We start from the raw sequence: 12,329 nt of genomic DNA on the forward strand, positions 1-12,329 counted from the left end.
CCGTCGACCCGCGGCTCGCGGCTCGCGGCTCGCGGCCGCACTACCGGCGGGGCCGGGGCAGCACGATCGGCGTCCCGGTGAGCGGATCGCTCATCACCGCGCACGGCAGCGAGAACACCTCCTCCACGGTCTCGGCGGTGACGACCTCGGCGGGCGGTCCCTGCGCGACGATCCCGCCGTCCTTCATGACGACGAGGTGGTCGGCGTAGCGTCCGGCGAGGTCGAGGTCGTGCAGCACGAGCACGACGGTGCGGCCGGACCGCGTGTCCGCGTCGGTGAGCAGCTCCAGCACCTCGATCTGGTGCGCCAGGTCCAGGTAGGTCGTCGGTTCGTCGAGGAGCAGCACGCCGGGGTCTTGGGCGAGCGCCAGCGCGATCCACACCCGTTGCCGCTGGCCTCCGGAGAGTTCGTCGATCGGCCGGTCGGCGAGCTCGGTCACGCCGGTCGCGGCCATCGCCGCGGAGATCGCCGCGGCGTCGGCGTCGCTGAACTGGCGGAACCACCGCTGGTGCGGGTGGCGTCCCCGCGCGACGAGGTCGGCGGCCGTGATGCCGTCCGGGGCCACGGGCTGCTGCGGGAGCAGCCCGAGCCGGCGGGCGAGGTCGGCGGCGGGCATCCGGGAGATGTCGGAGCCGGCCAGCAGCACGGCGCCGCCGCGCGGTTTCAGCAGCCGGGCGAACCCGCGCAGCAGGGTCGACTTCCCGCAGCCGTTCGGCCCGACGACTACCGTGACCTGCCCGGGCGGCAGTGTCACCGAGACCCGGTCGACGACGGGGGCCCCGCGGTAGCCGAGGCTGAGGTCGGCGGCGGTCAGCGTGGTCTCTTCGGTCGGCGGGCGGGTCATCCTGTGTGTCCGATCCGGTTGGCGCGGGCGAGGAGGTACAGCAGCACCGGTGCTCCCAGAACGCCGGTCATCACTCCGACGGGCAGCTCCGCCGGGGTGAACAGCGTCCGGGCGGCGAGGTCGGCGGCGACCACGAGCAGGGCGCCGAGCGCCGCCGTGGCGGCGAGGACGGGTCCGCGGCCGGGCAGCATCCTGCGGACGATCTGCGGCGCCACGAGCGCGACGAACCCGATGGGGCCCGCTGCCGCGGTCGCCATCGCGGCCAGCACCACGGCGACGGCGACCAGGGCGAGTCTGCTGCCGCCCGCGCGCCCGGACAGCGTCATGGCCAGGTCGTCGCCGAGTTCGAGCAGCCGCACCTGGCGCGCCAGTACGACCAGTACGGGAACGGCGACCGCGAGGGTGGCGGCGATGATCGCGACGTGCAGGCCGCCGCGGTTGGCGAGGCTTCCGGTCAGCCACGCGGCCGCGGCCTGCATGCTGTGGTAGTCCGCCCGGGTGAGCAGGAAGGACACGGCCGAGGTCAGCATCGCCGCGACCCCGATACCGACCAGCACGAGCCGGTACCCGCTCACGCCCCGCTTGGCCGACAGCGTGAAGATCGCGGCGGCGGTCGCCGCCGCTCCGGCGAGCGCGCCCGCCGCGGTGTGCAGGCCCGTGCCGCCGAACACGGTCAGCACGGTCAGGGCCCCGAAGGCCGCTCCGGAGTTCACGCCGATCACGTCCGGGCTGACCAGGGGGTTGGCGGCGATGCGCTGCAGGATCGCTCCGGACAGCGCGAAGGCCGCCCCCACGCCGAGACCGGTGAGCGCGCGCGGCAGCCGGTTTCCCACGACGACGTCGTATTCGATGAGGGTGCCGCCCCCGCCCAGGACCCGCAGCACGCCGGTGGCCCCGATGTCGTACTGGCCCAGGGTCAGCGACAGCAGGGCCGCGCCGCAGGCGAGCAGCCAGGCGGCCGCCGCCAGTGCCGTCGACCGGCGCCCGAGCCGGAACACGACGGCGGCCCGCGGGCTGCGCAGGAGGAACGCGTCGCGGTCTCCGGCGATCACAGCTGCGCCACCTTCCGCTTGCGGACCAGGTGGATGAAGAAGGGGGCGCCGATCAGTCCGGTGACGATGCCCACCTGCAGCTGTTCGGGCCGGATCAGCACCCTGCCCAGCACGTCGGCCGCCAGTAGGAGGGCCGGTGCCAGCAGCACGCACCACGGCATGATCCAGCGGTGGTCGGGGCCGGTGAACGCCCGCGCGATGTGGGGCACGACGAGGCCGACGAAGGCGACCGGCCCGGCGATCGCCGTGGCGGATCCCGCCAGCAGCACGACGGCGAGGGCGGCCAGAACCCGCGTCGCCACCAGCCGGGTGCCGAGGCTGCGGGCCATGTCCTCGCCGAGGGCGACCGCGTTGAGGTCGCGGCCGACGGCCGCCGCCAGGCAGAGGCCGGCCAGTGTCGCGGGCGCGACGGTGGCGAGGTCGGCGGTGTCGGCGCGGGTGAGCGAACCGACGGTCCAGAACCGGAAGTCGTCGAGGGCCGAGGGGTCGAGGAGGGTGAGGGCGGTGGTCGCGGAACCGACCATGGCGCTGAGCGCCGCGCCGGCCAGCGCGAGCTTCACCGGTGTCGCGCCGGCGGTGCCGAGCGAACCGAGGGCGTAGACGAAGACCGCCGCCAGTGCGGCTCCCGCGAAGGAGAACCACAGGTAGCCGGTGAGGGCGCTGACGTTCAGCACGGCCATGGCGACCACGACGGCGAACGCGGCGCCGGCGTTGACGCCGAGGATCCCCGGTCCCGCCAGCGGGTTGCGGGTCAGCCCCTGCATGAGGGCGCCCGCGACGCCGAGCCCGATTCCGGCGAGCAGCCCGGTGGCGGTCCTCGGCACGCGTACGTGCCACACGATCCGGTCGGTTTCGCCGCCGGAGGGTGCGGTCAGGGCCGAGACGGCGTCGGCCGCGGAGACGGCGTAGTTGCCTGTGAGGATCGACGCGGCGCACGCGGCCGCCAGCAGGAGGGCGGCCAGCGCCATGCCGGCCGTCTTCGACGCTCCTCCGGGGAGCAGGCCTGCGCCGGGCGCGGTTCGCGGAAGGCTGCCGGTCGTGCCTGCGGTCGTGGGAGGGGCGGTCGCACCGGCCGCGGTCAACGTTCGACCAGGTCCGGGTGGATGCGGGAGGCCACGAGCTCGATGCTGTGGGCCGCCCGGACCCCGGCCGACCGGTCGGCGAACAGGAACGGGTGGACCTCGTCGTCGGCGACGGCCGTGACGCCCTCCAGCGCGGGATCCGCGGTGATCGCGTCGACGTCGCTCTCGGCGTCCTGCTCGGTCATCCCGGCGTCGCAGCAGGCGCTGGTGAGGATGACGTCGGGGTCGCGTGCGACGATCTCCTCCGCGCCGACCTCGATGTTGCGCTTCTCGGTCAGGTCGGCGAAGGCGTTCGCGCCGCCCGCGTGTTCGATGATCCGGGTGCTGAAGTCGATCCCGCCCGCCACGCGGTAGCCGCCGTCGTCGCCGGGGGACACGATCGCCACGGACGGTTGCGGAGCTCCTTCGACCTGCTCCTGCACGGCGGCGATGCGCTCCCGCATGTCGCTGATCACCTGTTCGGCGTCGTCCTCGGCGCCGAACAGGGCGCCGAGGTCGCGCAGGTCCCGGTAGACGCTGTCGACCGTGACGGACGCCGGGTCGATCGCCCGGTCGGTGAGGCCGTCCTCGCTGGGGCACAGCGGGCTCAGGATCCAGCTCTGCACGCCGAGCTCGCGCAGGCCGGCGCGGGTACCGACCGAGCGGTCGGAGCCGTTCTCGGCGAAGAAGCCGTTGAATCCGGAGATCACGAAGCCGGGTTCGGTCTCCAGCAGCCCTTCCCTGCTCGGGAGGGTGGGCACGTAGTCGGTCGCGGCCTGCTCGTCGGCGTATTCGTCCAGCACCTGGGCGTCCAGGAACGCGGTTCCCACCAGGCGGTCGCTGAGGCCGAGGGCGTGGGCGACCTCGATGCCGGGCTGGTATGCGGCGTAGACGCGCTCGGGCGGCGCGTCCACGGCGACGTCGATACCGCAGTTGGTGCGGGTGGTGGCGTCTTCTCCCGCCGGCTGTTCGGGGGCGGGTGCGCCGCAGCCGGCGAGCAGGAGGGCGCCGGCGAAGGCGCCCGCGGCGCGGAGCGGACGTGCTGAAACACGGGTCATGGGCGAGACCGCCATTTCCAGGTCCTCGTGGAATCGGGTCGTGCGGTGCCGTGGCCGGTCTCCTGGCTGACGGGGAAACGCGCCGCATCATGCCTTCCCGGGGCTCGGACCCCAGTGGCTCGTTCGCCGAACGAACGACACAGCGCTCCCGATCACAGTGGCGAGGGCCGCATCCGGTTTCCCACCGGATTCCCGTTCACCACGGCTTTTTCGACGCTAGCACGCCGTACCCGCGCCTCCCGGATCCGGGGCGCCCCGCTGCTGCCTGCGGGAATCGGCGGCTTTTCCCATCGGGGACGGGGCGGCTGCCCCGGCCGCTCACCGATCCGGCCGGCGCAGCCCCGCGATGAGGAGCTCGACCACGCGGCGCGCGTCGTAGCGGGAGTCCTCCTCCGCGCTGATGCAGATGTTGCCGACCCCGCGCATGAGCTCGTAGGCGCCGATGTCGGAGCGGATCTCCCCGGCTTCGGCCGCGGCGGCGAGGAGCCGGGCGCACACGGGCAGGAGGCGGTCCAGGAAATAGGTGTGCAGCTCCTCGAACGCGGTGTTGTCGGAGCGCAGCGCCGCGGCGAGACCGTGCTTGGTGACGAGGAAGTCCACGAAGAGATCGATCCATCGCCCCAGCGCGGCGTAGGGGGTCGGACCGTTCTCCAGCAGGTCCGGTCCGGCCTCGGCGCACGCCTCGACCTGGTGCCGGTAGACGGCGATGATCAGGTCGGCCCGCGTGGGGAAGTGGCGGTAGATCGTGCCCGTCCCGACGCCGGCCCGGGCCGCGATGTCCCGTACCGGCGCCTCGACGCCCGAGGCGGCGAAGACCGCGGCGGCCGCGTCGAGCAGCGCGCCCTCGTTGCGGCGGGCGTCGGCCCGCTTGCCCCGGGCCGCCTGCCGCGTTCCCGTGTCGTCGTCGTTCACAGCGCCCCTCTCGCAACCGACCGCCTTGCCAAACGGAACAGTGTTCCGTATAGTTTTCCGGAACAGCGTTCCGCTTGTTCATGATGGCAGAGCAGGAGCGCATCCGCCAAGCGGCGCGTGGCCCCCACGCGCCGCCATCCCGCTTCACCTTCGACGGAGGAGATCGGCCATGCAGTACCGCACCTTGGGCCGCACCGGTGTGCAGGTCAGCTCGCTCGCGCTGGGCACGATGAACTTCGGCGCGATCGGAAGCACCACTCAGGAGGAGGTCACCGCCATCGTCGACGCCGCCCTTGAGGGCGGGATCAACCTCGTCGACACCGCCGACGTGTACAGCCGCGGCGAATCCGAGGAACTGGTCGGCACAGCCATCGCCGGCCGCCGCGACGACATCGTGCTCGCCACGAAGGCGGGCCTGCCCATGGGCGAGGACCGCAACCGCCGGGGCGCGTCGCGCCGCTGGCTGACCACCGCGCTGGACGGCAGCTTGCGCCGCCTGGGTGTCGACCACGTGGACCTTTACCAGATCCACCGCTGGGACCCCGACACCAGCGACGAGGAGACCCTGTCCGCTCTGACCGACCTGCAGCGCGCCGGGAAGATCCGCCACTTCGGCTCCTCCACCTACCCCGCCTACCGTCTCGTGCAGGCCCAGTGGGCCGCCCACGCCCGCGACCTCAACCGGTACGTCACCGAACAGCCCAGCTACTCGATCCTGCAGCGCGGAATCGAGGCCGACGTGCTGCCCGCAGCCCAGGAGTACAAGCTCGGAGTGCTGGTGTGGAGCCCGCTGGCTTCGGGGTGGCTGTCGGGGGCGATCCGCGAGGACCGCGAGATCGCCACCAACCGCTCGACGTTCATGCCGCAGCGCTTCGACACCACCGTCCCCGCCAACCGGGCCCGGCTCGACGCCGTCGAGCAGCTGGCCACCGTCGCCGACGAGGCCGGCCTGACCATGATCCAGCTCGCGCTCGGATTCGCGACCGCCCACCCGGGCGTGACCAGCGCGCTCATCGGCCCCCGTACACCGGACCACCTGCACGCGCAGCTGGCCGCCGCCGACACCGTGCTGCCCGCCGACGTGCTCGACGCCATCGACGCGATCGTCGCTCCCGGCACCGACCTGGCGGCACACGAGAAGAACGACACCCCGCCCGCACTGCTGGACCCGTCGCTGCGGCGCCGCTGACCGCCCGAGCGCGTACCTCTCAACCCCGTCCCGCGGTCTCCGGGCCGGCTTCCCGAGCACGCCCCGCCCCGACCCCGGAAGCACCCCGGTCGGCGCGGTACCGACGCCGAAAGGACCGCGGTTCCATGCCGCACGCAGCACGGCCGAACTTCGGGATCATGACCGCGCCCTCCCAGGTCGACTACCCCGACGTCCTGCGGGTCTGGCGCGAGGCGGACGCGATCCCGGAGATCGGGCACGCGTGGTTGTTCGACCACCTCATGCCGATCGGCGGCGACCCGGACGGTCCGGTTTACGAAGGCTGGACGCTGCTCTCCGCCCTCGCCGCCCGGACCCGGCGGCTGCGGGTCGGCGTACTCGTGACGAGCAACCGGTTGCGACCGCCCGCGATGCTGGCCAAGATCGCCACGACCGTCGACGCCGTCTCCGGCGGACGGCTGGAGTTCGGCATCGGCGCCGGCTCCCGCCCCGGCCATCCCCGGGCACGGCGCGAATACGACGCACACGGCCTGCCCTTCCACGATGCCGAACACGCCGTCGGAAGCCTCGCGGAGGCCTGCACGGTGATCCGGCGGTTGTGGACCGAGGACGAGCCGTTCGACTTCCACGGCACCTACCACCACCTGACCGGCGCGTTCGGCAGCCCCAAGCCCCGCCAGCGCCCCCACCCGCCGGTCCTCGTCGGCGGACGCTCGTCCCCGACGCTGCGCGTGGCCGCCGAGCACGCCGACGTGTGGAACATCCCGGGCGGCGACATCGGCGACGCCGTACGCCGCAGCGCACGGCTGGACCGCTACTGCGCCGAGATCGGCCGCGACCCCGCCTCGGTCACCCGCTCGATCCATCTGCCCGTCTCCTACGAGCAGCCCGGTGCCACCCGGGACGCGATCGGCGACGCGACCGACGCCGGCTTCGGGCACATCGTCCTCGGCCTACCGGCGCCCTACCCCGCCGGCGTCGCACGGTGGGTCGCCGACGAGCTCCTCGGCGCACCGCCCGCACGGTGAGCCCCGGAGAGTGCGACCGCCCGCCCCGGCGAACCCGTCGGACGGCGCCTGCCGCCCGACCGTTCCGCCGCCGGTCCCCCACGGACCGGCGGGACTCCCGCACCGGCGGGCGCACCGGAATGCGGCCGCCTTACACCAGGCGGCGGGCGGCGTCGAGGAGCTGGGAGCGGAAGCTGCGCCCGAACAGGCACACGTGGGCCAGCAGCGGGTGCAGCTGGTGCAGCGGGACGCGCTCGCGCCAGCCGGCGGCCAAGGGGAACGCCTCGTCGTAAGCGGCGAGGACCCGCTGCACGTGCGGAGCGCCGAACAGCCGCAGCATGGCCAGGTCGGTCTCACGGTGCCCGCCGTGGGCGGCGGGGTCGATCAGCACCGCCCCGCCGCGGCCCCACAGCACGTTTCCGGACCACAGGTCGCCGTGGATCCGGGCCGGGGGTTCGTCCGGGCCGGCGAGGTCGCCGATGCGGGCGAGCACGCGTTCCAGCTGCGCCACATCCGCGGAGTCCAGGAATCCCCGGTCGCGGGCGTCGCGCAGGTAGGGCAGCAGGCGGCGCCGGGCGTACCACTCCGGCCACTGGTCGGCCGGGGTGTTGTCCAGGGGCAGCGTGGCCAGCCAACCCGGCCACGCTGCGCCGAAGGACTGCGCCCCGGCCCGGTGGGTGGCGGCCAGACGCCGCCCGAGATCGTCGGCCGCCTCCGCGGTCGGGCCGGCTTCGTCGACCTGTTCCAGCACCAGCGCTCCACCGCCGGCGGCGAGGACTCCGGGCACGGCGGCACCGTCGGAGACCTCGGCGAACCAGCGCAGCCCGGCGGCTTCGGAGTCCAGCGCTTCGGCGTAGCCGTCGGCGATCTTGGCGAAGAAGCGGCGCCCGTCGGCCAGCTCGCCGCCGTGCAGCGTCCACGCGTGCGACGAGCCCAGCCGAGTGCAGGAGCGCACGTCGCCGGACACGGCCGCGGCGACGGCGGCGGCCGGTTCGGGCGCGGGAGTCGTGTGGGGCATACGGGTACTCGCTGCGCGGTCGGGGTGACGGTTCGACCACACGGTACTTCCGCCACGCGCGGCACCGCTCAGCCGCGGCTACCTCCGGCGCTGCCGCTCCCGCTGTGCTCGGCGGGGGTGACCGGCGCGAGCCATATGCCGGTGATCGCGTCGACCAGCCCCACGGCGGCGGCGTGCCAGGTGGATGCCGGGGTGGTGACGCCCTCGGCGAGCCGGCGCTCACGCTCGGCGCACATGTGGATCATCAGCTGGCCGGCCATCTCGCTGCGCTCCAGGTGCGCGGCCAACGGCAGGTCGGCGCAGGAGCTGAGCCCGTCGAGCACGTCGCGCATCGACGGTGTGGACAGGGACTCGGCGACCATGATCTCCCGAAGACCGGGGTCGGCCATGGCCTGGGCACCGAAGCGGCCGTACCACGACGGCACGCCGAGCTCGGCCAGGTGTCCGGTGACCGGGTGGACCAGGAGTCCGACCCAGTCCCGCACGCTGCCGCACCCGCGTTCCCGGGCGAGCAGAGCGACGCGGGCGCGTTCGATCGGCTCGGCGTGGCGGCGCACGATGGCGCGCACCAGCTCTTCCTTCGCGCCGAAGTGGTAGCTCACCGCGGTGTTGTTGCCCTGGCCCGCGGCCTCGCTGATCTGCCGGTTGGAGACGGCGACCACGCCGCGCTCGGCGAACAGCCGCTCGGCCGCCGTGATGATCCGCTCGCGGGTGGCACAGGCCCGCGGCCCGTTTCCTCGTCGACCCGCCATGATCATGTCGTCACCGCCGCTCCGGGACTTCTCTCGATCCGCCGACGATCAGGGCTTCGCCCTCACGACCGGCGCCGAACCGCCTCACGGGGCCGTTCCCGTGCTGGTCGTGACGACCGTACCGGTTTCGGAGGCGGTGGAGGCGACGAGGTGCCGCCGAACCGCACACAGCGGACCCGACGCCGGAACCGGGCGCGCGGCCGGGCGGAGGCGTCGCGGGCGGGGTCGGACTCCGCGTGCGGTGGGCGATCGGGACCGCAGCGGCCGCGACCGGTGCGAGCACGGCCGCGGCGGCGCTGAGCCAGGACACCGCGGTGGTCAGGTCGTAGGACACGGTCAGCAGTCCGACCGCCACCGCGGGGCCGCCGGCGCCGAGGTAGAACGCGAGGTGCAGCGCCGAGCTGATCGCCCCGCGCTGGTCGTCGGGGGCGGCGGCGTCGACGGCCGCGGCCGCCCCGCCGTACGCCAGCCCGTGCCCGGTGCCGGCGGCGACCGCCGCGAGCAGCGTCGCCGGAAGGGAACCGCCGCCGGTCACAGCGAGGACGGCCAGGGAGCACGCCAGGGCGCCGAGACCGGCGACCTGCGCCAGGGGTGCGCCGAGGCGGGCGGCGACAGGCTGGGCCGGTACGGAGCAGGCGAGGACGGCGCCCACGACTCCGCCCGTGACCGCGAGGTCGTCGATTCCGGCGGCGCGTCCGAGCGCCGCCGGAATCACCGCCAGGAACAGTCCGGCCGCGGTCCAGGCCAAAAATCCCGTAGCCGCCGCCGAAGCGAACCGTGCCCGCAGGCCGGCGGGGACGCGCGGGCACGAGGGGCGCCAGCGGTGAACGGGCGGCGCGGCGGCGGACAGCGCCGAAGCGCGGCGGGCCGCCTCCCCCAGCAGAACCAGGTGGATCAGGTACGGCAGCACCGTCGGTGCCGGGGCGTACTGGGCCAGCGCCCCGGCGGCGACCGGGCCCGCGGCGGTGCCGGCGACGAACGCCATCCCGGCCAGCATCGAGGCCTTCAGGCGCCCCTGTGCCGGGGCGCTGCGGATCATCAGCGCCGTCGCCGCCCCGGTGGCGGCGCCGAGCGCGAGGCCTTGGGCCGCGCGGCCGGCCAGCAGCAGTGCCGGGCCGTCGGCGATCGCGAAGCAGGCCGATCCCAGGGCCGCGACGCCGACGCTGCACCGTAGTACCGGCCGCGGGCCGAGCGCGTCCGCCGCCGGGCCGAACAGCAGCAGCGCGGGCGCACTGACCAGGGCGAACGTGGCGTAGATCAGTGTCATCAGCAGATCGCTGAACCCGAAGGCGTGCTGATAGCCGGGATAGAGCGGGCTGGGCAGGTAGGCGCCGGCGGTGAGTACGACGAGGAGGTAGGCGGCCGTTCTCCGTTCGCGCGCGCTCCGGCGGAGCGCAGCGCCGGGCTCCGGGGCAGGGACCTTTCCGAAGGTTCGTTTGATCAGCACGCGCCCCAGCGTGCGCCCTAAGAATCATGTGGAAAAGCGAACGTTTTCGCATGAGATCGTGCAAAATTATTACATGATCGATCCCAAGCTGCGGGTCCTGCAGCTCGTGCACCACTACGGAACCGTCACCGCCGCGGCACAGGCGCTGCACTACACGCCCTCGGCGGTCTCGCACCAGTTGCGCCAGTTGTCGACCGAGCTGGGCGTGGACCTGGTGGTCCAGTCCGGCCGGGGGATCCGGCTGACCGCCGCGGCCGCGATCGTGCTGCGCCACGCCGAAGCCCTGTCCGCCCAAGCCGAGCGCGCACGCGCCGAACTCGCCGTCTCCGTGGAGGAAACCGGCGGCCTGTTCACGCTGTGCGGGTTCTCCACGGCCGCCACCTACCTGCTGCCGCCCGCGGCGGCCGCGCTGCGGGACCGCTACCCGCAGTCGGACGTGCGCGTCATCGAAGCCGAACCGTCCCGCTGCTTCGATCTGCTCCTGGCCGGCGACGCCGACCTCGCGCTGCTGATCGCCACCGCCGAAACGCCGCCCGCCTCCGACACCCGCTTCGACCGGCACCCGCTGCTGGACGACCCGCTCGACCTCGTCGTGCCCAGCGGGCACCCGTTGGACGGGGGCGGGCGGGTCACACTCGCCGACGCCGCCGACGAACCGTGGATCCTCGGGAGCCCCGGCAGCACCTACCACCACCTGGTGCGCACCGCCTGCATGTCGGCGGGCTTCACGCCCCGCATCGCCCACTACGCCGACGAGTGGGACACCGGGACCGCCCTGGTCGCCCACGGGTTCGGCATCATCCTGGTGCCCCGCCTCGCGCGGCTGCCGGAAAGCTCGCCGGTGGTGCGCATCCCCCTGCACGGCGAGCCCGCGCCCGTGCGCCGCATCCTGACCGCCACCCGCCTCGGCAGCCGCGACCACCCGGTCGTCGAAACCGCCCTGGAATCGATCACGGCGACGGCGACCGGCCTGCAGCGCTGAGCGCCCCGCCGGATACGCACAGCGCCTCCAGGGGCGGGCCGACTCAGCGGGCCGTCAGCACGACCCGTCCGGCGAGTGCGGTCAGGGAACCGCCCGGCACCCGGTCCGTGCACGTCGGCCGGGCCGGTCCGATTGACGCCCGCACTCGGGCATGGTGATATCGAAACATGCTGATGTCACCGGAGGACTCCGTCGCCGAGGCCGCCGTGGGCCTGTTCGGAGACCCGCTGCGGGTCCGGATCGTGCGCCTGCTCGCCACGGAGCAGATGTGCACCTGCCACCTGATCGAGCACACCGGCGCCCGGCAGACGACCGTCAGCCATCATCTGCGGCTCCTGCGCCGGGCCGGTCTCGTGGAGACCGAGCCCCGCGGGCGCTACACCTACTACCGGCTGCGGCCGGAGGCGATCGCGGCGGCCGCCGACGGCCTGCGCGACCTCGCCGGCCAGGCCGAGGAGGCACGCGGGCGCTACCGGCCCTGCTGAACCGGGCGCGCCGGCGCGCCGCACGGGGGCGGCCGCGGGGTCACTCCCGGGCGGGCACGCCCAGCTCCTCCAGCAGTCCTACGATCCGGCGGCGGATCTCGTCGCGGACCGGCCGCACCTGCTCCAGGGGCCGGCCGGCGGGATCGTCCAGCTCCCAGTCGAGGTAGCGCTTGCCGGGGAAGACCGGGCAGGTGTCGCCGCACCCCATGGTGACCACGACGTCGCTGGCGTCCACGGCGTCGAACGTCAGGGCCTCGGGGCGTTCGGCGGCGATGTCGATACCCAGCTCGGCCATGGCGTCGACCGCGACCGGGTTGATCGACTCCGCGGGCTCGGACCCGGCGGAACGGACCTCGACCCGGTCCCCGGCGAGGCTGTCGAGGAACCCGGCCGCCATCTGGGAGCGGCCGGCGTTGTGGACGCAGACGAAGAGCACACTCGGTTTCTCCGGCACGGAACTGGCCTTCCTGTAGGACCTGCAGGACCGTCGACGGCGCGGGCTCCGGTGGCGCGGCGCCGTCTACGCCAACGTATCAGCCCGTA

Annotated in this window: 13 protein-coding genes and 1 riboswitch; of the genes, 4 read left to right on the forward strand and 9 right to left on the reverse strand. The window is 73.9% G+C overall.

What is annotated here, in order from left to right:
• Nucleotides 1-40: 40 nt before the first annotated feature.
• The 5 genes from HNR25_RS09555 to HNR25_RS09575 form a co-directional block, all read right to left on the reverse strand.
• Nucleotides 41-844 carry an ABC transporter ATP-binding protein gene (locus tag HNR25_RS09555; protein ID WP_184634302.1) on the reverse strand — a complete coding sequence of 268 codons (804 nt, stop codon included), beginning with the start codon at nt 842-844 and terminating at the stop codon, nt 41-43.
• The gene (locus HNR25_RS09560; protein WP_312862440.1) at nt 841-1,896 is read right to left on the reverse strand and encodes a FecCD family ABC transporter permease; all 1,056 of its coding nucleotides are present in this window, start codon (nt 1,894-1,896) and stop codon (nt 841-843) included. Before HNR25_RS09560 ends, HNR25_RS09555 begins: the two co-directional genes overlap by 4 nt.
• On the reverse strand, nt 1,893-2,864 hold the full coding sequence (locus tag HNR25_RS09565; RefSeq protein ID WP_184634303.1) for a FecCD family ABC transporter permease: 972 nt from the start codon (nt 2,862-2,864) through the stop codon (nt 1,893-1,895). Before HNR25_RS09565 ends, HNR25_RS09560 begins: the two co-directional genes overlap by 4 nt.
• A gap of 110 nt (nt 2,865-2,974) precedes the next feature.
• The gene (locus tag HNR25_RS09570) at nt 2,975-4,015 is read right to left on the reverse strand and encodes an ABC transporter substrate-binding protein (RefSeq protein ID WP_184634304.1); all 1,041 of its coding nucleotides are present in this window, start codon (nt 4,013-4,015) and stop codon (nt 2,975-2,977) included.
• Between the two features lie 35 nt (nt 4,016-4,050).
• Nucleotides 4,051-4,234, reverse strand: a riboswitch (cobalamin riboswitch).
• A gap of 99 nt (nt 4,235-4,333) precedes the next feature.
• A complete protein-coding gene (locus tag HNR25_RS09575) occupies nt 4,334-4,927 on the reverse strand; it encodes a TetR/AcrR family transcriptional regulator (RefSeq protein ID WP_184634305.1) in 594 nt (197 codons plus the stop codon).
• Nucleotides 4,928-5,096: 169 nt separating this feature from the next.
• Between HNR25_RS09575 and HNR25_RS09580 the strand changes: the two genes are divergently transcribed.
• Both HNR25_RS09580 and HNR25_RS09585 read left to right on the forward strand, forming a co-directional pair.
• Complete coding sequence (locus tag HNR25_RS09580; RefSeq protein WP_184634306.1) at nt 5,097-6,116, forward strand: aldo/keto reductase; 1,020 nt, start codon at nt 5,097-5,099, stop codon at nt 6,114-6,116.
• 125 nt (nt 6,117-6,241) lie between these two features.
• Nucleotides 6,242-7,123 (forward strand): LLM class flavin-dependent oxidoreductase, encoded by an 882-nt coding sequence (locus HNR25_RS09585; protein ID WP_184634307.1) that lies wholly within the window; start codon nt 6,242-6,244, stop codon nt 7,121-7,123.
• 130 nt (nt 7,124-7,253) lie between these two features.
• On the opposite strand, the gene HNR25_RS09590 is transcribed toward HNR25_RS09585, so the two are convergent.
• The 3 genes from HNR25_RS09590 to HNR25_RS09600 form a co-directional block, all read right to left on the reverse strand.
• The gene (locus tag HNR25_RS09590) at nt 7,254-8,120 is read right to left on the reverse strand and encodes a fructosamine kinase family protein (RefSeq protein WP_184634308.1); all 867 of its coding nucleotides are present in this window, start codon (nt 8,118-8,120) and stop codon (nt 7,254-7,256) included.
• 68 nt (nt 8,121-8,188) lie between these two features.
• On the reverse strand, nt 8,189-8,878 hold the full coding sequence (locus HNR25_RS09595; protein ID WP_246463550.1) for a TetR/AcrR family transcriptional regulator: 690 nt from the start codon (nt 8,876-8,878) through the stop codon (nt 8,189-8,191).
• A gap of 4 nt (nt 8,879-8,882) precedes the next feature.
• Complete coding sequence (locus tag HNR25_RS09600) at nt 8,883-10,319, reverse strand: MFS transporter (protein ID WP_312862441.1); 1,437 nt, start codon at nt 10,317-10,319, stop codon at nt 8,883-8,885.
• A 73-nt stretch (nt 10,320-10,392) separates the two neighbouring features.
• Between HNR25_RS09600 and HNR25_RS09605 the strand changes: the two genes are divergently transcribed.
• A complete protein-coding gene (locus tag HNR25_RS09605; protein WP_184634309.1) occupies nt 10,393-11,301 on the forward strand; it encodes a LysR family transcriptional regulator in 909 nt (302 codons plus the stop codon).
• Nucleotides 11,302-11,468: 167 nt separating this feature from the next.
• Nucleotides 11,469-11,786 (forward strand): ArsR/SmtB family transcription factor, encoded by a 318-nt coding sequence (locus HNR25_RS09610; protein ID WP_184634310.1) that lies wholly within the window; start codon nt 11,469-11,471, stop codon nt 11,784-11,786.
• 40 nt (nt 11,787-11,826) lie between these two features.
• Here the strand turns inward: HNR25_RS09610 and HNR25_RS09615 are convergent, their stop codons facing one another.
• Entirely contained in the window at nt 11,827-12,240 is a 414-nt protein-coding gene (locus HNR25_RS09615; protein ID WP_184634311.1) for an arsenate reductase ArsC, read from the reverse strand.
• Between the last annotated feature and the right edge of the window lie 89 nt (nt 12,241-12,329).

The organism is Streptomonospora salina (assembly GCF_014204715.1).
In the GTDB taxonomy this organism is placed as follows: Bacteria; Actinomycetota; Actinomycetes; order Streptosporangiales; family Streptosporangiaceae; genus Streptomonospora; species Streptomonospora salina.